General features: G+C 46.3%; 22 protein-coding genes and 1 riboswitch. Of the genes, 16 read left to right on the forward strand and 6 right to left on the reverse strand.

Going from position 1 to position 26,869, the window contains the following annotated elements; translation table 11 throughout:
• Positions 1-88 precede the first annotated feature (88 nt).
• The 4 genes from BLS14_RS05620 to BLS14_RS05635 all read right to left on the reverse strand — a co-directional run bounded on the left by BLS14_RS05620 (position 89) and on the right by BLS14_RS05635 (position 4,324).
• Complete coding sequence (locus tag BLS14_RS05620) at positions 89-712, reverse strand: DUF1989 domain-containing protein (RefSeq protein WP_256336163.1); 624 nt, start codon at positions 710-712, stop codon at positions 89-91.
• A 112-nt stretch (positions 713-824) separates the two neighbouring features.
• Entirely contained in the window at positions 825-2,330 is a 1,506-nt protein-coding gene (locus tag BLS14_RS05625; RefSeq protein WP_090949969.1) for an amidase, read from the reverse strand.
• A 136-nt stretch (positions 2,331-2,466) separates the two neighbouring features.
• On the reverse strand, positions 2,467-3,447 hold the full coding sequence (locus BLS14_RS05630; RefSeq protein ID WP_063564970.1) for a DMT family transporter: 981 nt from the start codon (positions 3,445-3,447) through the stop codon (positions 2,467-2,469).
• A gap of 144 nt (positions 3,448-3,591) precedes the next feature.
• Positions 3,592-3,743: riboswitch (FMN riboswitch) on the reverse strand.
• An 83-nt stretch (positions 3,744-3,826) separates the two neighbouring features.
• Positions 3,827-4,324, reverse strand: coding sequence for a DinB family protein (locus tag BLS14_RS05635; RefSeq protein ID WP_090949972.1), 498 nt, complete (start codon positions 4,322-4,324; stop codon positions 3,827-3,829).
• A 136-nt stretch (positions 4,325-4,460) separates the two neighbouring features.
• On the opposite strand from BLS14_RS05635, the gene BLS14_RS05640 reads away from it, so the two are divergent.
• The 5 genes from BLS14_RS05640 (at position 4,461) to BLS14_RS05660 (ending at position 10,939) form a co-directional block, all read left to right on the forward strand.
• Positions 4,461-5,021 (forward strand): CGNR zinc finger domain-containing protein, encoded by a 561-nt coding sequence (locus BLS14_RS05640; RefSeq protein ID WP_090949974.1) that lies wholly within the window; start codon positions 4,461-4,463, stop codon positions 5,019-5,021.
• Between the two features lie 212 nt (positions 5,022-5,233).
• Complete coding sequence (locus BLS14_RS05645; RefSeq protein ID WP_090949976.1) at positions 5,234-6,610, forward strand: amidohydrolase family protein; 1,377 nt, start codon at positions 5,234-5,236, stop codon at positions 6,608-6,610.
• Between the two features lie 543 nt (positions 6,611-7,153).
• Positions 7,154-8,593 carry a branched-chain amino acid transporter BcaP gene (locus BLS14_RS05650; RefSeq protein WP_090949978.1) on the forward strand — a complete coding sequence of 480 codons (1,440 nt, stop codon included), beginning with the start codon at positions 7,154-7,156 and terminating at the stop codon, positions 8,591-8,593.
• Positions 8,594-8,905: 312 nt separating this feature from the next.
• Positions 8,906-9,979, forward strand: coding sequence for a hypothetical protein (locus tag BLS14_RS05655; RefSeq protein WP_090949980.1), 1,074 nt, complete (start codon positions 8,906-8,908; stop codon positions 9,977-9,979).
• Positions 9,980-10,006: 27 nt separating this feature from the next.
• Complete coding sequence (locus tag BLS14_RS05660) at positions 10,007-10,939, forward strand: tyrosine-type recombinase/integrase (protein ID WP_090949982.1); 933 nt, start codon at positions 10,007-10,009, stop codon at positions 10,937-10,939.
• 415 nt (positions 10,940-11,354) lie between these two features.
• Here the strand turns inward: BLS14_RS05660 and BLS14_RS05665 are convergent, their stop codons facing one another.
• Positions 11,355-12,284, reverse strand: coding sequence for an L-lactate dehydrogenase (locus BLS14_RS05665; protein WP_063564963.1), 930 nt, complete (start codon positions 12,282-12,284; stop codon positions 11,355-11,357).
• Positions 12,285-12,596: 312 nt separating this feature from the next.
• On the opposite strand from BLS14_RS05665, the gene BLS14_RS05670 reads away from it, so the two are divergent.
• The 9 genes from BLS14_RS05670 to BLS14_RS05710 all read left to right on the forward strand — a co-directional run bounded on the left by BLS14_RS05670 (position 12,597) and on the right by BLS14_RS05710 (position 22,053).
• The gene (locus BLS14_RS05670; protein ID WP_063564962.1) at positions 12,597-13,874 is read left to right on the forward strand and encodes a VPS10 domain-containing protein; all 1,278 of its coding nucleotides are present in this window, start codon (positions 12,597-12,599) and stop codon (positions 13,872-13,874) included.
• A 135-nt stretch (positions 13,875-14,009) separates the two neighbouring features.
• Positions 14,010-14,219, forward strand: a complete 210-nt coding sequence (locus BLS14_RS05675; protein ID WP_090950246.1) for a hypothetical protein — start codon at positions 14,010-14,012, stop codon at positions 14,217-14,219.
• A gap of 447 nt (positions 14,220-14,666) precedes the next feature.
• On the forward strand, positions 14,667-15,743 hold the full coding sequence (locus BLS14_RS33450; protein WP_305367632.1) for a collagen-like domain-containing protein: 1,077 nt from the start codon (positions 14,667-14,669) through the stop codon (positions 15,741-15,743).
• A 214-nt stretch (positions 15,744-15,957) separates the two neighbouring features.
• On the forward strand, positions 15,958-16,350 hold the full coding sequence (locus BLS14_RS05685) for a DUF2500 domain-containing protein (RefSeq protein ID WP_062319566.1): 393 nt from the start codon (positions 15,958-15,960) through the stop codon (positions 16,348-16,350).
• A 183-nt stretch (positions 16,351-16,533) separates the two neighbouring features.
• A complete protein-coding gene (locus BLS14_RS05690; RefSeq protein ID WP_063563954.1) occupies positions 16,534-17,283 on the forward strand; it encodes an SDR family NAD(P)-dependent oxidoreductase in 750 nt (249 codons plus the stop codon).
• 204 nt (positions 17,284-17,487) lie between these two features.
• Positions 17,488-19,173, forward strand: coding sequence for a hypothetical protein (locus BLS14_RS05695; RefSeq protein ID WP_256336166.1), 1,686 nt, complete (start codon positions 17,488-17,490; stop codon positions 19,171-19,173).
• A gap of 160 nt (positions 19,174-19,333) precedes the next feature.
• On the forward strand, positions 19,334-19,756 hold the full coding sequence (locus BLS14_RS05700; protein ID WP_063563952.1) for a cell wall hydrolase: 423 nt from the start codon (positions 19,334-19,336) through the stop codon (positions 19,754-19,756).
• An 18-nt stretch (positions 19,757-19,774) separates the two neighbouring features.
• Entirely contained in the window at positions 19,775-20,266 is a 492-nt protein-coding gene (gene gerQ / locus BLS14_RS05705) for a spore coat protein GerQ (protein WP_063563951.1), read from the forward strand.
• Between the two features lie 215 nt (positions 20,267-20,481).
• Positions 20,482-22,053, forward strand: a complete 1,572-nt coding sequence (locus tag BLS14_RS05710) for a sigma-70 family RNA polymerase sigma factor (RefSeq protein ID WP_090949988.1) — start codon at positions 20,482-20,484, stop codon at positions 22,051-22,053.
• Positions 22,054-22,217: 164 nt separating this feature from the next.
• Here BLS14_RS05710 and BLS14_RS05715 read toward each other — a convergent pair whose 3' ends face one another.
• The gene (locus BLS14_RS05715; protein WP_205411994.1) at positions 22,218-24,074 is read right to left on the reverse strand and encodes an alkaline phosphatase; all 1,857 of its coding nucleotides are present in this window, start codon (positions 24,072-24,074) and stop codon (positions 22,218-22,220) included.
• Positions 24,075-24,455: 381 nt separating this feature from the next.
• Here BLS14_RS05715 and BLS14_RS05720 point away from each other — a divergent pair, with 381 nt between their 5' ends.
• Together BLS14_RS05720 and BLS14_RS05725 are read left to right on the forward strand one after the other, a co-directional pair.
• Positions 24,456-25,772 carry a hemolysin family protein gene (locus BLS14_RS05720; protein ID WP_063563949.1) on the forward strand — a complete coding sequence of 439 codons (1,317 nt, stop codon included), beginning with the start codon at positions 24,456-24,458 and terminating at the stop codon, positions 25,770-25,772.
• Positions 25,773-25,930: 158 nt separating this feature from the next.
• Positions 25,931-26,839, forward strand: coding sequence for an ArsR/SmtB family transcription factor (locus tag BLS14_RS05725; protein WP_244552079.1), 909 nt, complete (start codon positions 25,931-25,933; stop codon positions 26,837-26,839).
• Positions 26,840-26,869 lie beyond the last annotated feature (30 nt).

Below are 26,869 nucleotides of genomic sequence, written 5' to 3' on the forward strand. Positions count from 1 at the left end.
TCGACGAATTGTACCGGTAAGTCACACACATATGGGTACAAGTCATCGTATTCCCGTCTGGAGCAAATTAGAACAAGCTGTGTGTCGCTTAATCTGATAAGGACTCTACATCCAGCTGAATGTCTGTACAATGATATCCGTTGCATGAGCTTTCTTCACAAGGACAAGCTGACAGACCGATAACCAAATCAATCAATGCCTCCATCTCCACATAATCACCGGCGCGCGAATCTGGAGCTACGACATCAATCTTGCCCAGATCATCTACGACCGATTTCATAAACAAATTAAATGGATAATGCTGATCCGGCGGCAAGATCCCGAACGGTTCAAGAGCCTGATTTAGGTTATGATAGCAGCTTGCATGATCCTTTTTGTCATATAATACTTCATACATTTCCGGACGACAGGCAGAATTGAAGAAATCATGAACACCAACCGTGTCACGAACGATCTTAAGCAATGGTTGATATTGATTGGAATACACGGATTGTCCTGGTTTGATCCGATAGGACCGCAGTACGTCCATCGTTACACCTGGGTCTAATCGATTATTGGCATTTTGAGCATCATATGCAACAAAATCAACGACCTGCTGACCCTCCAAATCGGTCACCCGAATTAATGAACCTTTATTTACCTTGACGGCATAACCCGTTTTGGCCGGGATACGAACAGACTGTTTATGGCGTTCCGTTGTATTCATATTCATTCGTCACATTCCTCCGCAGTTTTTGCTTTCAGTATGCGGAGCTGACATGGCTTTCATGCACATTGGCAAACATAAGGCTCACAATGAAAATGATACAGGTTGTATTCAGCGTTTATGCTGGAAACAGTGGATTACCCTTCATGCCGACCCATAGTTCGGATGTTTCCAGCTGACCAGCCAGATGAAGCAACCAGTCTTCACGGCCTTTGGTTGCCATAATCTGTACACCCATGGGCAGGCCTTCAGGAGTCAGATGCACAGGAACACTCATGGCGGGTTGACCCGTCAGATTCGCGAGCTGAGTGAACGGAGTGTAGGTAAGACTTGGTTCAAACATCTCATAAATCAACTGCTGCTGCTGGATCTTGTCCAAATCGCTAATACGCATCAGATGCTGAATTTGTTCATCATGAGGTGTCAATTCGCCGATTTTGGGTGCCGGAAAAGCATTGACAGGTGTGACATAAAAATCATAGCGTTCAAACAATGTGGACATCTGAGCTGCGGCAACATCCCATTCGGCCAGACTATGTACGAATTCGGCAGCGGATACTTTTTTGCCAGCTTCAGCCAGAACCCAGGACTCGATCTCCATATCATCAGAGGTTAATACTCTGCCCATAGAACGTTCCATCGAAGAGATCATCGCCGCCATTTCGCCGCTGTTCATCATGTAATAGTTCTCCATCAATTTGACACCATTAACCGGACTCAGCTTTTCTTCAACCACATGGCTTTGTTCTTCCAGCCAGCGAACCGTCTTATAAACTGCTTCTATGGCTTCATCACTCACAGGTGTACCTACAGGCGAAGCTGTTGTATAAGCGACTTTCAGTTTGCGTTGATGAGGATAGTGCATATCAGCCAAGTAGCTTCCCGGAAAGAGGGGAGCATGAAACGCAGCTTCGGGTTGAATCACTTGCAGGGTATCCAGCAAAGCAGCACTGTCGCGAACGGAGCGGGACAAGGCAAAATCAATCGAAGCACCCTGCCACTGACGACCAACTCCTGGTCCAACAGGTGTCCGTCCACGTGTAGGTTTTAGTCCGAACAAGCCGCTGAATGAAGCAGGGATTCGGATGGAACCGCCACCGTCACTGGCTCCCGCAAGAGGTACAATTCCCGAGGCTACTGCTGCTGCGGCACCTCCACTTGAACCGCCTGGCGAGTGATTCGTATTCCATGGATTTCGACTTGGACCGTGAAGACGGGGTTCAGTAATATTTTTCAGGCCAAATTCCGGTGTATTGGTATGTCCGATGATAATGAAGCCTGCATCGCGCAAACGGGTAACGAAATTAGAATTCCGCTGTGCCCGATGCTCACTGAGAAGACGAGAACCCGAGGTGAGAATTTCACCTTCCAGGGATTGAGAGATATCTTTCAATAACAAGGGCACGCCGGCAAAGGGCTGCTCTCCCGGGCGAACTATACTCGCTTCCTGACGTGCACGTGTTTCATATGTACGAATGACTGCATTGAGCTGCGGGTTCACTTCTTCCAGGCGTGCATACGCCGCTTCCAGCAATTCGACAGGCGATATCTCCCGTGCGCGAACCAATTCAGCCAAACCTATAGCATCGTAAGATGTATACGAAAATGATGAAGACGAAGACATGATGATCGTTCCTCTCTAAATTGACTTAATCTACTATTCCATAAGTCATCGTACCACCGGAATAGTGAAAAGACAAAAGGCACTGAACATCTCAAAGGATGTCCAGTGCCTTGATTGATTTGCTTTTATATAAAATTCAATCCGTACGGAGCTTTGGTGCACCGTCAGCCGGAGTCGCTGATCGTTCTTGCTGTTTGGAGATGGCGAATAGGGCAATCCAGATGAGGATGAAGCCCACCAGTTGCTCCCATGTTATTAATGTGCGGAATGCAATCCAGTTTACCAGTACACCGGCCATCGGGAAGCTCAGTTCTGCGAGCGTTGCGACTGAGGCCTTGGTGGAGGAGAGCCCTTTGTAATATAACAGAAGACTCAGTAACCCTGGCAGTAATGCCTGACCCAGAATATTAAGTGCTACAGCCGCCTGTTCACCTGTAGCGGAAGGGAATGTCCAGGCAGCACCTTCGTTCCACGTCATAAAGATCAGCAGTGGCAAGGCTACGACAAAGCGCAGAGAGGTGACCGTTTCATAACGGGTTTGCCCCAGCATCAGCCGCCCCATAACTGTTGAACCGCCCCACAATGCAGCTGCACCCAGTGATAACAGGCTACCTGCATGAACCCAATTGTCCCAGTTGCCAAGGGGAAGGGTAAATCCAAACGTGAGCAGGTATGTTCCTGCAAGTGCAATGATAAACAGTCCACCGAAGCGGCGAGGCAATGTTTCTTTCAGCAGCAGCTTAGCCAGAACAATCGCAAATAGCGGCTGCATCTTTTGCAATAACAAAACGGTGTTGGGATCGTTATGCGTAAGTGCCAGGGTGAACAATACCGTGGCGAGAGCAGATCCTCCCCAGGAGATAAATATCACGGCAATCCAGTGGCGAGCACGCAGGTTTTTCAGATCGGCCCGGAACTTCCATAACACGGGAATCGCCACAAGGCTGACAATAATATGTTCCACCAGTACAATCTGCGTGGAGGTCATCGTTTTGAGCAAAATAATACGGAACAGTGGATCTACACCCCAAAGGGCGGCGCCGAGCACGACGAGCCAGAATCCGGTATTACTTCGTTCCTTGCGGTAAACTGTTGATGCAGGTTGTGTCTTTTCCATATTCAGGACTCCTTCGTCAGAACACGGAATCTTCAGTTGGCAAAATCGACAAAAGCCCCCGTTTTGGTATACACCAAATAAACGGGGGCTCAATCATTGACATGTCGTACGAAAATAAGCCTTTCCGTAACGGCATGTCAATGTGTTGATCTTCTCTCATCCGGACTTTACCGTCGGCCTTGGAGTCACACCAAGTCAGTCGCTGAATCCCTACATCGGGTCAAACAGCGAGTCGCGGGCTGGTTCCGAAGAACATCACCGCCGGTTGGGAATTGCACCCTACCCCGAAGATCCTATTCAATTATATTGTGTATTGAACAAGCTGTAACATTAATAAGTCCATCTTATTCCTGTAAGCGCTAGCAGTTCAAGTGTTTTTTTAGAATATGATATTCCAGCTTCCTTGTTGTCTGCGTAGTAATACAATCTGACCTGCATGATACGCATCGTGGAGTACCCAGCGGGCAAGCTCATGTGCCCATTTTTCATCTGTATCCATATACGGGGCTTCAAGATCGGATTCTTCTAATGAAGCGAGCTGATCACGAAGCTGTCCGGCTAATTGCGTTGTATTTTGCATAAGTACACTCCAGCCAGCAGTATCAGAAGGGTCGCCCGGATCTCCGAAGGTGGATTCATTGTTTTCGGCAGGTGCACCAGAGGGTGTTGTGCCCTGAATACGACTCAACAAACGATGATTATAGTAATACATATGGTTAACCAACTGCCAGATGCTTGATCCACCGGATGATGGAACCCAGGCTGCCTGTTCAGCAGTCAGTCCTTCGAGTGCCTTGGATAAAGGCACAATCCAGTTACATTGATCCCAGGTATCATCTTTCTGAATGAGCAATAGTTCTGTTGCTGTTGTAGTCATTGATTTTTCCTCCCTAAAATGAATTCATGGTAACTAGCTAAAGTGCTTAAATGTGGTTACAATTAATATAACCCAAACATGAATAATTGTAACTATCTTTTTAAATTTAGGTAGTTACATTTTATCGGAGGTGCGTATGGATAGACTATGGACTGATTTTGTGAACAGTGATTACCATGACTGGCGTGGTGGGGATCGTTCAGAGGACAGGCTTGGCAAAACCGAATGGCAGCAAGGATTTCTCAAACAATGGCAACTGAATGCATCTGTACCTGCTTCTTCTGAAGAGGAGGGAGCATTGAGGAACTTCAGAAATGAATTGCAGGCTCTTGCAACTCGTTTATCTGGCGGAAATGCATTATCGAACCAAGACCTGGAATGGCTAAACGCCATGATGAAGGAAGGTCAGGTCATAAGAAGACTGAACGCTGGAGATGAGGGACTGAATCTTTCACTTATCCCTGTAGGAAATCAATGGCAGCAGATCATAGCGGAGGTTGCAGCCGATTTTGCCATCACTGTAGTTGAAGGGGAAGGTGGAAGGATTCGTATCTGTGACAATGCGGATTGTCGCTGGATGTTCTATGACGATACGCGCAGCAGAACCCAGAAGTATTGTGATGACAAGATGTGTGGTAATCTGATGAAGGTTAGAAGATTTAGGGCAAAACAGAAGAAGGATCAGCAGCAAGAGTAAAGTGTATGAGAGCAAGGAGTATGCACAGAGTGATTTGCGGTATTTTTCGACAACCGGGAAATGTTCAATAGGTTTTTTTTTATCAAAATTGAATGTTTCCATCCTCTTCTATATAATGGTTATATACTTAAAATATTTCAGCTAGTCATTTCATCATCAGAGATTAACATCCGGGATTCAAGCGTATATCCAACAAAAAACAATGATTGGAGATGTGTCTTGTGGGGACAAGTTATCTACTGAAAAATGGTTGTGTATTGTCTATGGATTCGTCGGTAGGTCAGTATAAACGGGCGGACGTTCTTATTGAGGATTCTCTTATAACTGCTATCCGGCCCGACCTGAGTTGTATTGAAGCGGAAGTAATAGATGCATCGGAGATGATCATACTCCCTGGACTTGTAGATACGCACCGGCATGTATGGGAGTCACTTGTAAAAACAGCGGGAACCAACTGGTCACTGCCGGTCTATCTGCAGAATCTCTACTATGGAGCGATGGGAAGTAAACTCCGGCCACAAGACAGCTATATCGCCAATTTGCTCGGTTCTTTGGAAGCGCTTAATGCAGGAGTGACCACGGTGCTTGACTGGAGTATGCCGTATTCACCGGAGCATACGGATGAACTGATTCGCGGACTTCAGGATGCGGGTATTCGGTCGGTTTTCGCTTATGGTCTACCGGGTGAGACGCCCTACTGGAACAGAGAGAGCAAGCTGACGTATTCGAATGATGTGAGAAGAGTCAAGGAACAGTATTTTTCTTCACGGGATCAGCTTCTCACGTTCGGCCTTGCAATTCGTGGTCCGGAGTTCAGCCATTGGGATACCACAGTGAAGGAAATTCAGCTTGCCCAAGAGCTTGATGCGATATGTTCAATGCATGTTGGCTTTGGAAGCTGGGGATCCGTAGATCGTTCGATAAGTAAAATGTATGAGTCTGGTTTACTGAGCCCAGGTCTGAACGTCGTACACGGAAATACGATGGATACGGATGAGTATAAAATGTTGGCCGATAGCGGCGCCTCACTGTCCGTCACACCAGAAGTAGAGATGATGATGGGGCATGGGTATCCGGCTACGGGGTACTTCCTTGAAAACGGAGGAACTCCAACGCTCGGAGTCGATGTTGTAACATCGACGGGTGGGGATATGTTCTCCCAGATGAAATTTGCACTTCAAGCTGAACGTTCCCGTGAAAATGAACAACTTTTGCTGCAGGGTGAAATGCCTGGCGAGCTTAATCTGCAATCCAGTCAAGTTCTAAGATTTGCAACTTCTGCTGGGGCGAAGGCTCTGGGACTTGAGCGGAAGATCGGTACACTTACGCCAGGTAAAGAAGCAGATCTGATTATGATCCGAACCACCGATCTTAACTTGTTCCCGGTGCATGATCCGGTTGGAGCCGTCGTTCAATTTGCCAATCCATCCAATGTGGATACCGTGTTTGTAGCAGGTCGGCCGGTGAAGCGCGAAGGCAAGCTGCTGCATGTCGATCTGAACGAGGTTCGGCGGAAGGCTTTGGACAGCAAGGAATATCTGCTATCTCAATATCAGATGTCGGATGCAGAGCGAATTGTATTTTCATAAGTTAGATGATCCGTGTGAGTGAAAGAGTGATTCTCTTCCGGAATGAATAGAGTGGATGTTCTTATCTCGTTTATAGATCTAATAGCGTTACAAGTGATGGGCCGCATACGGATATGCGGCTCTTTGGCGTAGTGTTTATCGTGCAACAGGACAGGGGGAGTAAGGAATAAACCGCAAAAAGAGGCGAAAAGGCACTGTATTTGCATAGTTGCATGTAACAACGAGCTTATGATGTTTTGGTTAAGAAAAAAGCTATTAAAAAACTGCGCATAATATAAATTATACGCAGTTTTCTTTTAAATCGATTTTCATATTCTCCCCTGTCCAACAGATCATGATAAATTTCGTCTAGAACGCACAAAATATACCTTCATCCGAAAAATAAATTTAACAAAGCAACGCGACAAAGTGTAGAAATCGATAGATTTTTGTAGTTGATCGGTAAGATAGAACAAAGGACTTTTTCATAGAACAGATGACCCAAACAAAATATTTGAAGTAAAGAGACACATTCATCATTTTCAATACGAGAGGAAACTGTGTATGAACCAAAACCAGAATCGATCTTCCCTGTTTAGAAAAAAACCGATTGCCACCGGAGATAACGAAAGCAACATGTTGAATAGGGTTCTGGGTCCGCTTGATCTGATGACCCTCGGGGTAGGTGCGATCATCGGTACGGGTATCTTTGTATTAACTGGTGTTGCTGCCGCAAAATATGCAGGTCCCGGTTTGGTACTTTCTTTTCTGCTGGCAGGTATTATCTGCGCCTTCGCTGCATTGTGTTACTCGGAGTTTGCATCCAGTGTGCCTGCTTCAGGAAGTGCGTATACATATAGCTATACCGCTTTTGGCGAAGTCATTGCCTGGATTCTCGGATGGGATCTTATTCTGGAGTATGGATTTGCGAGTGCGGCTGTTGCCAGCGGTTGGTCTGGATATTTTCAAACGTTATTGTCCGGATTCGGGTTGCAATTACCCCATGCGCTCACAAGTGCATTTAGTCCTGAAAAGGGAACCTATTTTGATATCACCGCAGCGGTGATTACGTTAATCATTACATTCCTGCTCACCCGAGGGGTGAAAGAGGCTGCTCGTGCCAACGGAATCATGGTAGCGATTAAAATTATCGTGGTGCTGATCTTTATCGGAGTGGGTGTGTTCTATGTGCAGCCGGATAACTGGCAACCATTCCTTCCGTTTGGCATCTCAGGGGTAACCGCAGGGGCGGCAACGGTATTTTTTGCTTACATTGGTTTCGATGCGGTATCTACGGCTGCGGAAGAAGTGAAACGTCCTCAACGGGACTTGCCAATCGGTATTATTGCATCTCTTGCGATCTGTACCGTGCTTTACATCGTTGTATCGTTGATCCTGACAGGGATTGTACCTTATCACATGCTGAATGTGAGTGATCCGGTTGCCTTTGCCTTTGAATTTGTACAGTTGAAAGGATTGTCCTGGATTGTTTCGCTTGGAGCGATTACGGGAATTACCACTGTATTACTTGTAATGATGTATGGTCAGACACGTTTGCTTTATTCTATGTCAAGAGACGGACTATTGTCTCCGGTGTTCTCCAAAGTCAGTGGCAAAAGCCAAACACCTGCTACAGGTACTTGGGTTGCTGGGATCATCGTCGCTTTATTCTCGGGTTTCATCTCACTTGGCCATCTGGCGGAGTTGACCAACATCGGAACACTGTTTGCTTTCGCGGTGGTAAGTCTGGGGATTATCGTATTGCGGAAAAACAACCCGGAGCTGAAAAGGGGATTCCGCGTACCTTTCGTTCCACTGATTCCTATTCTGAGTGCTGTTGGCTGTATGTATCTCATGACACGTCTAGCAGCTCTGACCTGGATTACGTTCTTCGGATGGTTAATTATTGGTTTAATCATCTACTTTGCCTACGGTCGTCATCACAGTCATTTGAATCCGGTACGGCGTATAACGGACACGTTCAAAACAACAAAGGGGAAATAGTTGTCATAGCTGATTCCTACATTGTAGAGATATCTTGAAAGGTTAGTAAATTAATTTGTCACACTGAAACTATACGTTAGTAGAGTCAACTGCATTGTCTCAAACTGCATCGCCAAAGCGGCGCGGTATGGGGCTTTTTTTTGTGAGAGCAGTTCGTGTAATATAAAAAAATGGTGATTTATGAGGCTATATTTGGGTATCTAATAAGTAATAAATCTATCCTTGTGAGCGGAACCGGGGTTGCGGTCAGGGCAAATATGACATATATTTGGGGGTGTGACATGCCATCAGACATAGGAGAGGGGATGTACCATGAACACACCATTACATACCAATCAACATCACCAAAATTCGAATTTCGGTTTTGCATTGGCTGACTCAGCCGTACTTGCCGAGACGAAGCTAATCATTTCACATTCAGAGGACACAAACGAATATCAATTGGATATTGATCCGCAGCGCCGTTTGAAGGATGGACGCAAGGTATCGGTTATTGCGCAGTATATGGATACACCGCCGGATCGACAAGATACCATTATCATATATGGGGAGGAGCTGGGATTTGCACAATATGCAGTTACCCTGCGACCAGACAGTACATGCTCACTCACTCCCATTGAAGGAATAGATCATCCGATCGTATTGAATTTGGGTGACTTTGCAGAAGGGGAGTACGAGCTGCGAATTTCACTGCATGTCAAAACACCCCGTATCGCAGAGGGACCACTGGAGCCCGAGCAGCATGCCATGGTGAAATATGCTCAGGTGGTAACTGTAGCGATATGTCTGTTTCCAGCCGAAGCTTCGCAAATGAATACAGCGCTTGAAACGGTGTGGACACGGGATAATCATGTATTTGACTCCTACGGCAGTGGTGGCTTTATTCTCGCAGATCTGCCTCGTATGGCGAAACGTGTAGAAGATCTGATCGGTTCTGGAAGCCATAATCTGATAGAACAATTCAGTGAGGGTGACCTTTCGGACACCTTGCTTGAGGAAGGTCTCATGGCGATTGCCTGGGGAGTAACACCATGGTGTTATTCGATATATTCAGCTCCGGATGAACATTCGAGAACTATACTTTCGGTAGACAAGCTGGGTGATGAACCTCAGACTACGGGAATATACCGTGTGCATCCTGAAATTAAACAATTAAGTATCGTGCCGGTAAACGAATTGGCATACTGGCCATCCTGTGCAGAGAAAGCATGGCCTGTAATTGATGTTGCGGGTGAAGGCGAGACGCTGCGTATGGACTTGTATGTTCAGATCTGTGAATCAGTGAATGGACTGCACGAAAATCCACTCCCTTCATTTATACTCACCCGCAGTGAGGGACAAGCCGAAGCGATCATTCCACTAATCGATGTCGTAATTGTAGATTAATAAATAGAAGTGTGGTGACGAACACAGATGATGACCGAAGAGATTCAGGAGCAATACGCCGATGAGCTTGAAGCTTTTCATATATGGATGAAAGATGCGGGCTACACGGGACATACGGTAAAATCATACACAGGTGACGTTGCTGAATTTCTCGTCTCTATTCATGGAAAGTCACTGGAGCAGGTCAAAAAACTTCATGTGTTATCCTTCTTGTCCCGGGCGCGGGAAAGAGGGGTCAGTGACTCGACGCGTAATCGGAAACACGCTGCGGTGAACTGTTTTTATAAGTCATTGATTGAGCTTGAATTGGTGACCAATAACCCTGCTTTTGGAATCAAGAAATCCAAAACCGAGCAAAATCGTGCCCCCGTCTTCCTTGATGAAAGCGGTTTGGAACGATTTTTGCAATCGGTCGAGGGTAAGTATCGTACACGAAACCTGGCTATTTTTCTGCTCATGGGATACATGGGATTGCGGGTTGGAGAGGTTTATGCCTTGAACTGCAAAGACTATAATGCGGAACGGCGCACGCTGGACGTATTCGGTAAGGGCCGGAAATGGCGTACACTGCCTGTGCCTGAGACCGTTGCCGAACTGTTATCCCAGGCTCTTCAGGAGCGGCTGGATCCATGGCGGGCGAAGGAAGAGGCATTATTCGTCTCGCAAAAGGGGAAACGATTGTCGATTCGTAGTATTCAGCTTATATCGACCGAAACCTTTGAACGCTTTCAGCAGGAAATAGCCTCCAATCAGCGTGTGAACTACTCCAGTCATAAACTGCGTCACTCATTCGCGACCATGATGCTTAGACGTGGAGCAGATCTGCGAACGGTTCAGGAGCTGTTGGGTCACTCCTCCATTCAAACCACCACGGTATACACCCACGTAACCAGCCGCGAGAAGGAGGAAGCGATGGCCTTGCTGGATGTCAAACTTCCAGCGTTTGTGGCTGATATGTAAAAGATAAGCTTCGCTTATATAATAGAAGAAAGTAATGATAGAAAAGCCTGTCCAAAACGACAGGTTTTTTTTGCATTTTGATGGAGTGGATTATTAATACATTTAATGGAAAATGAGAGGCGGTCTGAAATTATAAAATAATTTCGTTTTTTATTATTACAGAATAATTATTATGTAAACTTAAATTATGAAATCAATGTTTACTTTTCTTGCCCATATGTAATAGGGTGATAAACTAGCCAGAGAATGACCTTCAATTGAAACTTAACGATATACAACAGTGTAAGCTATTAATAAGACGAAAGGACCACTCGCATCTTGGCAATGAAGATACAGGTGGTCCTTTAGTTATACAACCTTAACGCTATTTAATCATTATAAAATAACGTGATTAGTCAAACGCCTGGATTTGGATTTACTCCAGTCCGGCAATCTGTTCCTTCAATTTGTTGGCAGAGGCTTGGAAAGCAACTTTCTCCGTCTCATTCAAAGGAAGTGGCAGAATCTCACGTACACCGTTGCGATCAACTACACATGGAACACCCAGATATACATCGGATACGCCATTGTAATCTTCCAGCAATGTGGAAACGTTCAGTACGGAGCCTTCATTGCCCAGAATGGCAGCTACAATACGGTCCAAAGCGAGCGCAATTGCATAGGAAGTGGCACCTTTGGCATTAATAATCTCATAAGCTGCATTTTTGGTCCGGTCGAAGATATCTTGTTGTGTTTCTTCATCCAGATCCAGATTCGTTCCTGCAACGTTGGCGAGACTCCATACCGGTACTTCGGAATCGCCATGCTCCCCGATAATATGAGCGTGAATACTGCGTGGATCAATTCCTTTGTTTTTACCAATAAGGTAACGGAAACGTGCGCTGTCCAGCAAAGTACCAGAACCAATTACGCGTGAAGCGGGCCAACCGCTCTGTTTCCAAGAAGTATAGGACAAAATATCTACAGGATTGGTTGCAATCAAAAGAATACCATGGGAATTAACCTCAGTAATACGTTCAATGATCTCTTTGAAAATGCTTGCATTTTTCTTCAGTAGATCAATGCGAGTCTCTCCTGGTTTTTGGGAAGCACCTGCAGTAATAATAATGATGTCTGCGTCTTTGCAGTCGGAGTAATCGCCTGCCCATACTTTAACGCCTCCGGTAAATGGGAGACCGTGGTTCATATCCAGCATTTCGCCGGTAGCCTTATCATGATTCACATCCACAAATACCAACTCGGACGAACGCTGTCTTAACATCAGCGTGTATCCCGTTGTTGTTCCCACCGCACCCATGCCTACAATAACGACACGACTTGGTTTGAGCGCTGCACTGTTTACCATTTTCATATCCTCTCCTTTTTGGGGTATACTTCCATCCATATTAAGGGATAAGCGTGCGAAAAGCGAGCCATGTCTATAAACTTTTTCACATTTCATGTCTTTTTACGGAGGATTTCGTCGAAAACCTGGTTTATGTTTTATACAAGAAACAGATGCAGTAAAATGATCGCTGTCTGCTTCCAGAGAGTGGAGATGAACCTTTTCGACATCGTTTGTGGTAGAATAGGAGCAGTGGATTCAAATGAATCGTAAAAACAACATGAATGGACAGGCATGCGCGCCTGCTTATTGGATGAGAGAGGTGGAAACCACTTGCGTTCGCAATGGATCAAAATCGCGCAGACAGCATTGCTGTCTATCGGTATAGCTGCTCTGCTGGCGGCTTGCACCGATTCGGGAGAGACCCCGGTGGCAGAGCCGCCGCAGGAGCAAGAAGATAACGGGAATATGGGCCAGACCTTAACTGTTGTTCCCCCCGCAAACAGTACACAAGCTTCGGATACAGCCAAATATCAAATTCAGACCCGTTTAACCGATTTCCAGTTGCTTAATGGTAACGGTGGATTAGCGTGGGGAGTGACGCGGAACGCCCTGCGTCTGTATTATACTCAGGATCAGGGAAGTACCTGGACCAACATCTCACCTTCGGAAAATGTTCAGTTTCCGGCTAATCCGCAATATGGACAAAGCATTTATTTTGTAGATAGTACACATGGATGGATTGTTCGTGAAGGAATGGGTGGAACAGATACGATGGTGCTGCGCACGAATAATGGTGGAGCGAGTTGGAGTCTGTCCTCCTTATCGAAGACGGATAAAGTGACGGCCATTACATTTGTTTCTCCTGAGAAAGGCTGGATACTGACAACAGTGGATACTTCCATTGGCAAGCAAGACAAGAAATTGTATCTTACCGAAGATGGCGGTATTACCTGGAATCAGATGACTTCGAGTGACGAAGATGGTAAACCAGCATCTGCAGAGATCCCTACACGGGGTTATTCAACTGGGATGACGTTCTCGGACTCGGATCACGGGTTCTTGACCGCTCTAGAGTTCGGAACGCCGAAATTGTACGTTACAGCGGACGGTGGCCAACATTGGAAGTCGGGCCCGTCATTCTTTGACCGAAACAAATTTAACGGATGTGGTAATTTTAACATCAGCTCACCACAGTTTTTTGGACGGGAAGCTCAAACTGCCTGGATGTCAATATCCTGTTCTCAAGGGGAAAGCACCAAATTCAACGGGTTTTTCACAACAAATGGCGGAGAGAGCTGGCAGTTATCAACGTTCAGTCTGAATAAACAAACCGGAATCAATCGCGGTCTGACTCCTACATTTCTAAATCCCTTGGAAGGCTGGGTCATGCAGAAAGGCAAGACTTATTACACGAAAGATGCCGGCAAGACTTGGAAAGCACTTCCTACAAGTGAAGTACTGGAAAACATTCTTAAAGAGTACCCTGAGATCGTCAAGCTCCAAATGGTTTCTTCGAAACTAGGCTGGATTTTGGTCGAAAATACGGATGCAAAAAGATCATTGTTGCTGCAAACCATAGACGGCGGTGTGCGTTGGAAAGTACTATAATTGAGTTCGAATAAAACGTCTTAAGAAAGGGAACCTACGGGTTTCTTTTCATTTTAATTACTTTGTGAATTAAATCACAATAAATCCCTTCAAATGATGTTATATTGAATTCAAGAAGAGATGGGAGTGATGAACATGAGAACGAATGAACAAGCTCAATTCACGCAGGCGGACGAGTTAACCAGATACATGCTCCAATTATGCTACACATGTGATGATGCCAACCGTTGTACCACTGAGGAAGAAGTCAAAGCCTGCATGGAGAAGCACGCACAGGCAGATGAACCGGAGCAAGCGGATGGTGAAGAAGTCACTCGCGGATTCATGGATCTGATGTACGCTTAGACTCATAGAAAAAGTGTCAAATGTTCTGAATATGACAGTCAGATTGTTAGGAAACATCTCCAAGCGGGGATGTTTCTTTTTTGTGCGGATTGACTCTTGATTATGGAATCAAATCACAAAAGAAATTTATAAGAGAAAGATACATAATTGGTTAAAACATAATAAATCAAAACTATATACTATCACGATCAGAGCCTTTTTTTTGCTTTACTCCTCTTAAAAAGGGCCAATCTACCACGTTAATAGCCTTTTTTTCCTAAATATAGGTTGTAGTTTAGTTGAATATGGTTTTTCGTCCATACACCAAACTAACCACATACGTACGTTAAACTATGTCTATAGGGAGGTGTCCACACGATGAGCAGTTCAGAAGAGAAGAAGCGATCTAAGAGGAAAAAGGTAACGGTATATCCCTGCAAATCTAAAAGAAAAAATTGCAAAGTGAAGGTGACTAAAAAATTAGTTCAGGTAAAATGTCCGCCGCCTAAAGTGAAAATTATTACGCCTACGGTCACTGGTCCAACAGGACCACAAGGTACTCAGGGCGCACAGGGAATTCAAGGACAGCAAGGGGTGCAAGGGGTGCAAGGACCACCTGGAGCTCAGGGTCCGGCCGGAGGCCCTCCAGGTCCACAAGGTCCTCAAGGTCAACCTGGACCAGCGGGAGCCATGGGTCCACAGGGGCTGGCTGGTCCAGCCGGACCGATGGGCGTGCAGGGTATTCCTGGGGAACAAGGACTTGTGGGTCCACAAGGACCTCAGGGTGTGCCTGGCCCAGCTGGCGCTATTGGACCGCAAGGCTTTCCCGGTGCGACTGGGGCCACGGGCGCAGCTGGTGTTGCAGGTCCAGCAGGTGCCACGGGAGCCACGGGTGTTACAGGAGTGGCGGGTCCAGCGGGGCCTACCGGAGTGACAGGCGCAGCTGGAGTGGCAGGTGCCACGGGAGCCACGGGAGCCACGGGTACTGCAGGATTGGCAGGTCCAGCGGGGCCTACCGGAGCGACAGGCGCAGCTGGTGTAGCAGGTCCAACGGGCGTCACCGGAACCACGGGAGTAGCTGGACCAACGGGTGTTACTGGCGCTACAGGAGTAGCCGGAGGGGTTCTTGGATTTGCCGATTTTTTTGCGCTGATGCCTCCAGACAATGCAGCAACGGTTGCTCCGGGCGCGGATGTAAGTTTTCCGCAAGATGGACCTACAAGTGGGACTACAATTACTCGTACAGGACCGAGTACATTTAATTTGGCTGCGATCGGTACGTATCTGGTTTTGTTTCAGGGGAGTATGAATGAAGCTGGGCAACTTATGTTAACACTTAATGGCGCTGACCTCTCCAATTCAGTTGTGGGGCGGGCAACAGGTACAAGTCAGATGCCAGGAATGGCTATCGTGCAAACAACAGTAATTAATACAATACTCACTGTACGCAATCCAGCTGGAGAATCAACGGCATTAACCATGACTCCGCTCGCAGGAGGAACAAGGCCAGTTTCGGCACATCTGGTTATTACTCAATTAGCATAGAGAGGGGGTAGGGTACCTCAACTGGGATAACGTTCATTCATCAAGGCGCTATCCCAGTTGGTGCCAAGGATTTGATTAGGACGAGGCGCATTGATATGTTAATACATATTGGATTTGAATACGAATAACAAGTTCCCTGTTAACGTGCATATATATTACAGAAGACGGGTCAAGACTCCGGCTGTCCTAGGTTTGATGAACGGAGGGGAGAGACATGGGCATTGAATCATCCTGGATGTTTGATTTTTTTGGAACCGTCTTTCCGGTAGTATTTGTCCTGATTATAGGTATCGTTCTTCTGTCGGTAGGGAAAGAAGTATGGAGATGGGGTCGTAATAACTCAGAGCCTCTGCTTACCGTACCTTCACGGATTACCAGCAGGAGAATGCAGATGAGTCAGTCGCACTCCGAACCAGGAAGTACAGCCCGTACGCTTTATTACATCACATTTGAAGTGGAGAGCGGGGATCGTCTCGAATTCAAAGTGAATGGTGATGAGTACGGCTTGTGCGCCGAGGGAGATGAAGGTCGACTCTCTTTCAAGGGAACGCGTTATGTAGGCTTTGAACGCTACAATCGTTTGTATTCAGAGCGTGTACGCGGATAAACCGGCTGGCTTGCGCCATAGTGGCGTAAGCTTTTTTTAATTTCTTTTATGGACAAGCGTTTCTTAATGGGGCTAACGTGTTTTTATATAAGAAGAGACTTTATTCAATTTATGGTCCATATTCGGTGAGTTGATGTAGGCTTATGTAATGAATGGACCATCCCAATAGAGGAGGAAATGATGATGTCATTTACAGATCAAGTCGTGGTTGTAACGGGAGCAGCCCAAGGAATCGGACGAAGTGTAGCTGAGGCCTATGCGGTTGCAGGGGCTAAAGTCGTACTTGCCGACTATCAGGAAGCGGAAGGGGCTGCTGCGGCAGCTTCGATTCGCAATGAAGGCGGAGAAGCCATCTTTGTCCAGTGTGATGTACGTCAAGAGAAGGATATAACAAACCTCATTCAAACGACAATGGATGAATTCAAACAGATTGATGTGCTCATAAACAATGCGGGTGTCTCCAGATGGAAGTCTCCCTATGACCTAACGCTGGAAGAGTGGGACGATATACTCAATACCAATGTGCGAAGTTGCTTTCTCGCAAGCCGTGAAGCGGCCAAACATATGAAGCACAACGAAAATGGTGGAGCAATTGTGAACATGGCCTCAACACGTGCGTTGATGTCAGAGCCGGAAACAGAGGCCTATGCTGCGTCCAAGGGAGCTATCGTGGCGTTGACACATGCGATGGCTGTATCCTTGGGTAAAGACAAAATTCGGGTCAATTGTATCAGTCCGGGATGGATTGAGACAGGAAATGTGGAGAAATTGAAGCCAGAGGACCATGAACAGCACCCGGCAGGACGTGTAGGTGTTCCTTCGGATATCTCCCGCGCTTGTTTATATTTGTCCGATCCGAGCAATACCTTTGTCACAGGGACCAACCTGATTATTGACGGGGGCATGACCCGAAAAATGATATATGAGGACTAGTACCGGGATTTCTCCGGTCAATTGTAAACTTTTGAAAACATAGCAGAAATAAGCCCAAGTTAAGCACTTGGGCTTATTTGTTTTTGGTAACTCGGTTGCTATAATAAATGTGATTTTACCACAGTACAGGAATGGAGGGAGAATATGTTCGGGAACTCATCCCGGAAAGTGTTTTGGCTATTACTGCTGATTGGAGGGATTATAATGACAGGCTTTGAATCTACTGCTGAGGCTGACGCAGATATAAGAGCAGCCTGGGTATGGCAGGCCAAATCTGTCAGTGATGGAGGAAACGAGCTGCTGGACAATGCAGCTAAACATAAGATTAACAGACTGTATGTGAATGTGGATATGAATCTGTCAGAGGATGTCTATCATACGTTTATATCCAAAGCCAGCAAGGCTGGAATTGCGGTTGAAGCTCTGGGTGGAGATCCGTCATGGGCAGTGAGTGGTCGTGAAGGTCCAATGCTCAAGCTGGCATCCTGGGTAAGTAATTATAACCTCGCTGCAAAGCCGGAAGAGCGATTTGACGCCCTTCACCTGGATATCAAACCTTATGTATTGCCACAGTGGAAAGAAGATGCTAAGCCGCTGGTCCAATCCTGGGTTGTCAATATGAAGCTCTTGCTGGAACAGGTGAAGCAGGCTGGGGCGGTTGAAGTGAATGTCGACTTGCCTTTTTGGCTCGATTCTTATACTGTAACGGGCAGCAGAACTACTGACGATGCGGATAACGAGTCGTTGTCACACTGGTTTATCGGACAATTTGATCATATTACGCTGCTCGCTTACCGTGACAGCGCGCAAGGAAACAATGGAATTATACTTTTGGTAGAACAGGAAATGATGTGGGCGGACGCCAGAAATGGTTCTATTACCGTTGGGGTAAATACCAAGCCTATGCCTGGGGAAGAGTTCACGACGTTTGCCGGAAAAGGCGCTGCGCAATTGGAGAGTGTCATAAAGGAAGTGGCGTCTGCATTCACAGATCATGCTTCCTACGCAGGATCAGCTGTGCATGACATCGTGTACTGGGGGCAGCTGGAGCCAGAGGAAGTACCATTACCGGAGAATCCATCCAATCAACCGGAAATCCGGGGAACCTATATCTGGCAGGCTTCTCAAGTTACGAATGACGGTGGAGATCACATTCTGGAGTTCGCCAAAGAACAAAACATCAATTGGTTATACGTCCGGCTTGATTTGGATCAACCGTACTCCAGTTATCGCAGTTTTGTGAAACGCGCACAGGCTCAAGGTATTGAGGTTCATGCCATGGGCGGCCATCCAATCTGGGGTAAAAAGGAAAATCGGCCACGGATACAGCGCTTGATCGATTATGTGAAAAATTATAACGCCGAATCTGAACCGGATGAACGTTTTAAGGGAATCCATCTCGATATTGAACCATACACCTTACCTGAATGGGAAAATGATCGGGATACGCTGCTGACCGAATGGGCTGCCAATATTGCTTATTTCCATGAAGAGACGAAAAAGGACAGCGATCTCGAAACGAGTGCCGATCTGGCCGTTTGGCTAGATACGTTCCCGTTACCAGGAAGAGACATGTCTGTCAGTGAATACATGATCACAACGCTGGATCACATATCTCTGATGGCATTCCGTAACATCGCTGAAGGCTCCAATGGAATTGCCGACGTCGTCAGTCAGGAAATGAAAATTGCGGATCGTTTGGGTAAACCACTGTTGATCTCGGTGGAGATGAAAGAGAATTTTGAAGGTAGACATATTTCATTTTATGATAAGGGAGCAGCGGAAATGGAACGCCAGCTGGCACTGCTTCCCGATCTGTTAAGCGAGTATAAAGCCTACAAAGGCAATATCGTACATGCTTACGATTACTGGATTCAAGCCAAGCCCTGAGTAGGCAGGTTATATAGGAAATGTTATGTCTCGGGACTTCACATAGGGTGAGGTTCCGGGCTTTTTTTTATGAGAAAAAGATAAAATCGTGTCACCGAATGGGCATCTGCACAATACGATATACGGTGATGAAGAGGTTCAACAAGGGAGGAAACAGGATATGGCTGTTATTAAAGCCAACTCGGAAGACGTCAAGCTGCTCGCTAGACTGATGAGAGCGGAGGCTGAAGGTGACGGCGAACAAGGCATGCTGCTTGTAGGCAATGTGGGTGTAAACCGGGTGCTCGGCGATTGCTTGGATTTCGGTGATATTCGGGACATTAATCGAATGGTGTTTCAGAACCCGGGTGGCTTCGAATCTACGCAAAAAGGATATTTCTACCAACGGGCAAGACAATCGGAAATACGCTTGGCACAGCGTGTCATTAATGGTGAACGCTTCTGGCCAGCCAGCAACTCCCTGTGGTTTTTCCGTCCGGTGGGAGAATGTCCGCCAACGTGGTATGACCAGCAAAATACAGGCCGCTTCAAGGCGCATTGTTTCTTCAGTCCGACAGGCGAAGACTGTCCAACCGTATATTAAATTTTGGGAGGAATCATTATGATTAACCAGCCTTATCAACCAACACAGGTTATGGGCCAACAGGCCAATTCGCAAGTTCAAGGAACATCATATAAAATCGGTAACGGGATGCCGATGATGTCCCCAACACCAGGCATGGTTTCACCTAGCTCCACAGGCGTACCACCGCTTGTATCAAGCGGTGCTCCAATGACACCTACGGGTGGAGTTGTAACCACAACTGCGCCACAGTTTGAACAATCCTACATCGAAAATATTTTACGGCTTAACCTGGGTAAATGTGGAACATTCTACATGACATACGAAGGTAACAAAGAGTGGAATGCCCGCATTTTCCAAGGCATTCTGGAAGCCGCTGGTCGTGACCATATCATCATCAGTGACCCGAACAGCGGAAAACGGATCATGCTTCTGATGGTCAATTTCGACTACGCTACATTCGATGAGCCGTTGTTGTATCAATATCCAGGTGTGATCGGAAACTATCCGCAACAACCGAGCAGACGTTAATCTGTAGGAAAAAAAGAACATAATATAATACGGCCATACAGAGGCTGTCTCGATTGCGGATGTTATTCCGCAAACGGGGCAGCTTTTCCTATATGATGATAAAGAGCATAATCAAATAGAAAATTAAACATAAGCAGAAGTAACCTTTTTCTCAAATCAGGGCACTTAAAGATAAATACATCAAGCAGCAAGCGTACAGGAAGGAGCGAAACATATTGAAGATATGGATCGATGGAGCAATCAAGGGCGAAGCCGAGGCATATGAACAGCTGGTGACGCAATTTCGGGGGATGGCACTGGCTGTCGCCTATCAAAAATTAGGGGATACGTTCCTGGCCGAAGATGTAGTACAAGAGGCATTCACGGAGGCCTTTGCGAATTTGTCCAAACTGGACAACCCTGATGCTTTTCCCGGGTGGTTCAAAGTCATCGTGGAGAGACAGTGTTACCGTCTAATGAGGCGTAAGCAGCATGGCACCGTCCCGGTCCTGGAGATTCAGGATGTAATTCAAGAAGAGGATCAGACTCATAACCCTGAAGAACAGGCTTTGAAAGGAGAGGTGCATCGTATCCTGCGAGATTCGATTTCCATTTTGCCAACTTCCATGCAGCTTGCTGTTGAACTGTTTTATTTTCAGGGCTACTCGCTCAAGGAAATGTCGGAATTCCTCGGGGTTAATGTTCCGGCTCTAAAGAAACGGTTGTATGATGCCAGATCCAGGCTCAGACGTTCATTGCCTGTGGCCGATGTGATTTCAGTATTTAGTGATCTATACGAAGGAGGAAAAGGGATGCTTCACATTATGAATGGTGACCATGCGGCAGATCGATTAAGACAAAGCGGGATTCAAGGTGAAGTTCTGGTCTGGCGAGAGCTCTATACATTTGGACCGATAACAAGAAATTTGAGGAATGAGAAAGATCGAAGTGGACGTGCACAATATTTGGAGCAGCACTTGGGTATCCCACAGACTGAATATTTGAAAATTAAGGAACTTGAGCAGACGCTTAAGTCATTCCATCAGCACGAAGAGATCGTCCTGTGGTTTGAGTATGACCTCTATGATCAGGCGATGTTATCGTATTTGCTGCACTATTTCAAGGAACAGGACCTGAAAAATACAAAGCTGAATCTGTTATGCATCGATGCCTATCCAGATATTGAACATTTTCGGGGACTTGGGCAACTTACACCCTCACAGATCGGACGTTTATCAGGTACCTGGCATGTGATGGGGGCAGAGGAAATCAAGGCTGGCAGCGATTTTTGGGGTGCGTATGCATCCTCTGACATTCAGGATCACAAGGACTACTTGCTGAAAAATACATCGGTGCTTCCTTTTGCAGATGCTGCATTCAAGGCACACTTGTCCCGTCTTCCTTCTGTATCGAACGGACTGGGCATAATTGAGCAATCCACACTGGAGGCCGTAAGAGAGGGCGTGGATAGCCCTTATCCATTATTCAAGCATGTTGGAGATCAATTGCATATCTTGGGAATGGGTGATCTGGAGTACTGGGCTCATTTGAAGAGAATGACGGAGGAACCTCATGCTTTACTTCAATTAAGCGGTGTACAAGCTTTTCCTAACTTCCAGCAGCATCATGATGAATTCCGTCACGGTGTCTTGTCTTTGACCGAACTCGGTATTCAAGTGCTGAATGGAGAAGCAGATTGGGCACTATTAAGACATGATACATCTTGGATTGGCGGTCTTCAGATCGGCAAAGGGGAAGACACGCCGTGGCGCTGGGACACCGTTAATGGGAACGTAGTGATCCTATAGAGAATGAGTTGGCATCAGAAAGAGAATAAATCAGTAGAAGCAGTAGAGCAAAGCGTTAAGTAAACGTGCTAGCTAATCCTCATTATCCATAAAATCATGAAAAAAGAGTATCCCGCCATGCCTGAGCATGAGCTAGGATACTCTTTTGTTAGTTCACCGTTGTGCTACTTGGACGCATCCAACTTCAATGCAGTTACCATCTTACGGAACACATCCGTATTATCGAGATAGCCGGAGAACAGACGGGACCCTGGTCCCGAGGCATTGATTGGCACATCGTCGAATGTGTGGACTTCCTGGCCTTCATCATGAGGCAAGTTACCCGTGTAGTGAACACCGTCCGGATCTTTGTCCGGGTTAGCGATATACCATGTTTTGTCTTTGACGTTAGGGTCCTGAATGGTAGGGCTGATTGGTACCGGATTAGCAAGATAGTCCTCGTTGTTATCCGGCATATTGCCCCAGCCGACAGCAATCTTCCACTCGGAATCCGGATTATCCGGGAAGCCATCTCCGTTTGCATCCACATACGTCGGGAACTTGGAATCAGCATATGTGCCGATCAATTCACGGAGTTCGTCGCCCGATTTACCTTTGGCGGCTTCCGTGTTATACGTTCCGTTGAGGGTAAGGGAATGACCATGGTCGGATGTGACGATAACGAGCGTATCCGGGTGTTTCTTCGCATATTCCTTAACCCGACCAACCGTTTGATCGAATTCAATTGCATCCCATACGGAACGTTCAAAATCCATCGTGTGAGCCTGTTTATCAATTGATGCACCTTCGACCATCAGGAAAAATCCGTTCTTGTTCTGTTCCAGCACCTGAAGGGCTGTGTCGGTCATTTCCATCAACGTTGGCTGATCGGTATCCTTGCCCACAATTTCTGCATTGTTAGGTTGAGTATACTCCCGGTCATAATATACGTTCATGTTGCCTTTGCGGAATAATCCAAGCAATGATTTGGTAGAGGCAGACTTGTCCAGATTCGTTGCATCTGTAACATAGGTATATCCTTCTTTTTTGAACTCCTCCACAATATTGCGTCCATCTTTGCGTTTTCCGCCGTCAGCTGCTGGAAGGAACCACTCCAGTCCACCGCCCAGAATTACATCCGGTCGATTGGCTTCATTCAGATACATGCCGGCGATCGCTTCTTGCTCTCCGCGCTTACGTGTATGTACAGCCATCGCAGCAGGTGTCGCATCTGTCACATCCGCAGTCGTTACAAGGCCGGTAGCCATGCCACGTGTCCGTTTCACCAGCTCAACGATGTTTTCCACCTTCGGATCGTCAAAAGGGTCTGGTGTATTGTCTGGGTAGACACCCTCGGCATTTACAGCTGTTTTGTGACCGGTTGCATAAGCGGAAGCACTATTGGCGGAATCGGTGACGATGGAATCCATGCCAGACGTGGTGACCATGCCCATGGCATCCATTTGTTCCATCTCCAGCCAACCCTTGAATTTGCCTTCGTTAATACCCTTGGATACAACACGTGCGGCGGTACGAATATTGGCACTCATGCCATCGCCGATCATCAGAACGACATTTTTGGCTTGCTCACCGTTTGTCAATGTGGCTGTGTCTTTGGAAGGATCGAACACTTGGTATACGACCCGTGAATATGTACGCTTGCCTGTAGCAGTCGTTTCGGCGGTTACCACGATGGAATCGCTCTCTTTGAAGGCAACATCCCGTATGGTGTATTCTGTACTCAGGTCGGTGCTGGTTGTCCATGTTCCGGACTTGCCGAAGTATTTGTCCGGTGACAAACCATTAACCTGGATTTTAATGTCTTTCGAATTCAGCTTGGCACCGTTCAGCTCAACCCGGAAATCCAGCTTTTGGCCTGCGAGAATCTGAGCACGGTCGATAGGTAAAATGGTAAATGCGGCCGGGGCCGTCTGTAGCTGGGCAGATACGGGTTCAGCATGGACCTGCCAGGGCACTGCTGTGATCGCAACAGCCGCGCTGAGTAGTAGAGCATTCCATTTCATAGCATGATGGCTTTTCAATGTACATACCTCCGGAATCAAAAATTGTTGTTCTATTTGGAAGTATATCGCTGAAAGATTAACTGAGCGTAAGAGAAAAGTTAAACCGTACGCAAGAAGATGCATATATTTGTTAGTAAAACGTAAAAAAAACTGCGCATTCGGTACATTTGTTAACGAAATAGCCTGTATGCATCATTTCGTTGTCATAGGACACGGATTGACTGTGTAGTGTAGAATTATATAATAAAAGAAGCATATCCTTGTTAATCGACAGAAGAAGGTGGAGGTGAACGCATTGGGAAGTTGAAACTGCATATGAGCAGCAGAATGGCAAATATCCTACATTTTCGAAGGAGGTGGACCTATTTGCCGAAGAATGACGGCGAATAGGATGATAATTTGAGTGACCCCTTACCGAGTATATTAAATTTATTTTTAATTGCTTTGCTTGTATTGATGAATGGTTTCTTTGTCTCGGCAGAATTCGCGATGGTCAAAGTTCGTGGTAGCCGGATTGAAGCTTTGGTGGAAACAGGTAATAAAAATGCGATTTATGCTTCCAATATTGTACGCAACATGGATGCTTATCTATCCGCGTGTCAATTGGGCATAACGCTTGCTTCACTTGGACTCGGTTGGCTGGGAGAGCCAGCGATTGCTCACCTGTTAGAGCCCATGTTTACTGCATTTGGAATGGGTCCGGTATACGTACACGGTATTTCCATTGCGATTGCTTTTGTTATTATTACGATTTTGCATATTGTACTCGGGGAACTTGCTCCCAAGACGATGGCCATCCGCAAATCAGAGACGATCACGTTATGGTCTGCGGCGTTGCTTACGTTCTTTTACAAATTAATGTATCCCTTTATATGGGCATTGAATGGTATGGCGAACAGCCTGCTGAGAGTGTTTCGCATGGCACCGGCCTCGGAGCATGACTCAGCGCATAGTGAAGATGAAATACGCATTCTGATGAAAGAAAGCAATAAGAGCGGTTTAATTGACAATACTGAATTGGCACTTGTTGATAATATATTTGATTTTACGGCAACAACCGCCCGTGAAATTATGATTCCGCGGACGGAAATGATCTGCCTGAATGCCAATCAGTCCATGCTGGAAAATCTGGAAATTGCCAGTGAAAGCATGCGTACCCGTTATCCGGTTTATAACGGTGACAAAGACCATATTATCGGTTTTATTCACATTAAAGACCTGATGCGATCTCAGCTTACAGATACCATCTCGGTGATTCGGCCGATTCTCGCAGTACCCGATTCCACTCCCATCAGTGACCTGCTCAAGCGGATGCAACGTAGCAAGACACAGATTGCCATCCTGATTGATGAGTACGGAGGAACCTCCGGCCTTGTAACGCTTGAAGACATCATGGAAGAGATTGTGGGCGAGATTCAGGACGAATTTGACCAAGAGCGTCCATCAATTGAGAAAGTGGATGAGATGGAATATTCCATTGACGGCCTCATGCTGATTGAAGAGGTTAGTGAACGCTTTGGGCTGGATATGGACCGGGCGGATTATGATACGATTGGCGGCTGGTTATACTCCAGAGTAGAGGCCATCCCACCAGAAGTGGGGCAATCGGTAGAGTATGGTGGATATGTCTTTGTTATTCAAGAGACCGAACATAAGCGGATTTCACGTGTGAATGTGATTAAGCTGGAACTGATGGTTGAAGGCGAAGGAGCCTGATTCAAGGTATTATTTTTGGAGACAGGAGATCCGGTCTATTGAGAAGCCGTACGGTGGAATATTTCACTGTGCGGCTTTTTGTTTACCCTATAATCGTAGCATGCACGGCTGCAAACAGGGTATAATGGAACGACTTTGCAAGATAGGAGAGGTTGAGATTGAGCTATCGCATTGAGGTTGGATTTACGTCTGTATTTGAATTCATGGCTAGTTTGCATACATATATTTGCCGAAAATCGCATAAAAAGATTGATTTATCCATAGCCTGGGCGCTAGAAACAGAAGGACAGCTAACTCCTGAGCTTGCTGCTGTCTTGCAAAATATGAACGTGGATGATGATTGGAAATGGATGTATCTGCTTGTCTGTTTGCAAGTGGAAGCCGAGGAGCCGGAGGATTTTATTGAATGGTTCAGCCAACGAACAGTGCTTGAACTCCATGACATTTTTAGTCGGTACAGCTTCCCGTATACAGATGATATCGCTGCTTTCCAGACTAAGATGACCTATGTCTTAACCGGGTGGAATGAGCAATATTTTCGCTTGCTTGATCCCGTAATCTTACAACATCTGCGCCAGGAGGTTCTGAACCGCAAGGAACAGTTAAGTCAATCTCCCCAGGAAAAAGTACTCGACGATGCGACCAACGGTTTGATGTTCCGGGACATAAAGGGGCTGGAGAGACTGCTGCTTGTACCACAATTTCATTTTCAGCCGCTAAATGTCATCCTGCATTTTGGGGATACTCTGCTGTGCCATTATTCCTCCAGATTGTATATGGGAGACCATGAGTATATTCCGACCCATCATTTGCGTGTGATTCGCAGCTTGGGAGAGAAGAACCGACTGAAAATCATGCGTTTTCTGCATCAGGGACCGCGTTCGTTCATAGAAATTGTTCGTCACTTGAAGCTCTCCAAAGGAATTACTCATGACCATCTTTCCAAGCTTCGTGGAGCAGGGTTGGTCTATGCTCATTTTGAAGGAGAGAGCCTGGTTGAGTATTCACTTCGTCTTCATGCACTGGAGCAAATTTTACCGAATGTGATGAATTATTTGGAACAATAACGTTTATCAAAATGTGGTTTTTAGAAAAAA

It is taken from the genome of Paenibacillus sp. OK060, assembly GCF_900101205.1.
Taxonomy (GTDB): domain Bacteria; phylum Bacillota; class Bacilli; order Paenibacillales; family Paenibacillaceae; genus Paenibacillus; species Paenibacillus marchantiae.

What these genes read in the sequence shown, in the direction of transcription:
- BLS14_RS05620 (WP_256336163.1), bottom strand. Translation starts at nt 712, where the DNA reads ATGAATATGAATACAACGGAACGCCATAAACAGTCTGTTCGTATCCCG.
- BLS14_RS05625 (WP_090949969.1), bottom strand. Translation starts at nt 2,330, where the DNA reads ATGTCTTCGTCTTCATCATTTTCGTATACATCTTACGATGCTATAGGT.
- BLS14_RS05630 (WP_063564970.1), bottom strand. Translation starts at nt 3,447, where the DNA reads ATGGAAAAGACACAACCTGCATCAACAGTTTACCGCAAGGAACGAAGT.
- BLS14_RS05635 (WP_090949972.1), bottom strand. Translation starts at nt 4,324, where the DNA reads ATGACTACAACAGCAACAGAACTATTGCTCATTCAGAAAGATGATACC.
- BLS14_RS05640 (WP_090949974.1), top strand. Translation starts at nt 4,461, where the DNA reads ATGGATAGACTATGGACTGATTTTGTGAACAGTGATTACCATGACTGG.
- BLS14_RS05645 (WP_090949976.1), top strand. Translation starts at nt 5,234, where the DNA reads ATGTGTCTTGTGGGGACAAGTTATCTACTGAAAAATGGTTGTGTATTG.
- BLS14_RS05650 (WP_090949978.1), top strand. Translation starts at nt 7,154, where the DNA reads ATGAACCAAAACCAGAATCGATCTTCCCTGTTTAGAAAAAAACCGATT.
- BLS14_RS05655 (WP_090949980.1), top strand. Translation starts at nt 8,906, where the DNA reads ATGAACACACCATTACATACCAATCAACATCACCAAAATTCGAATTTC.
- BLS14_RS05660 (WP_090949982.1), top strand. Translation starts at nt 10,007, where the DNA reads ATGATGACCGAAGAGATTCAGGAGCAATACGCCGATGAGCTTGAAGCT.
- BLS14_RS05665 (WP_063564963.1), bottom strand. Translation starts at nt 12,284, where the DNA reads ATGGTAAACAGTGCAGCGCTCAAACCAAGTCGTGTCGTTATTGTAGGC.
- BLS14_RS05675 (WP_090950246.1), top strand. Translation starts at nt 14,010, where the DNA reads ATGAGAACGAATGAACAAGCTCAATTCACGCAGGCGGACGAGTTAACC.
- BLS14_RS05685 (WP_062319566.1), top strand. Translation starts at nt 15,958, where the DNA reads ATGGGCATTGAATCATCCTGGATGTTTGATTTTTTTGGAACCGTCTTT.
- BLS14_RS05690 (WP_063563954.1), top strand. Translation starts at nt 16,534, where the DNA reads ATGTCATTTACAGATCAAGTCGTGGTTGTAACGGGAGCAGCCCAAGGA.
- BLS14_RS05695 (WP_256336166.1), top strand. Translation starts at nt 17,488, where the DNA reads ATGACAGGCTTTGAATCTACTGCTGAGGCTGACGCAGATATAAGAGCA.
- BLS14_RS05700 (WP_063563952.1), top strand. Translation starts at nt 19,334, where the DNA reads ATGGCTGTTATTAAAGCCAACTCGGAAGACGTCAAGCTGCTCGCTAGA.
- gerQ (WP_063563951.1), top strand. Translation starts at nt 19,775, where the DNA reads ATGATTAACCAGCCTTATCAACCAACACAGGTTATGGGCCAACAGGCC.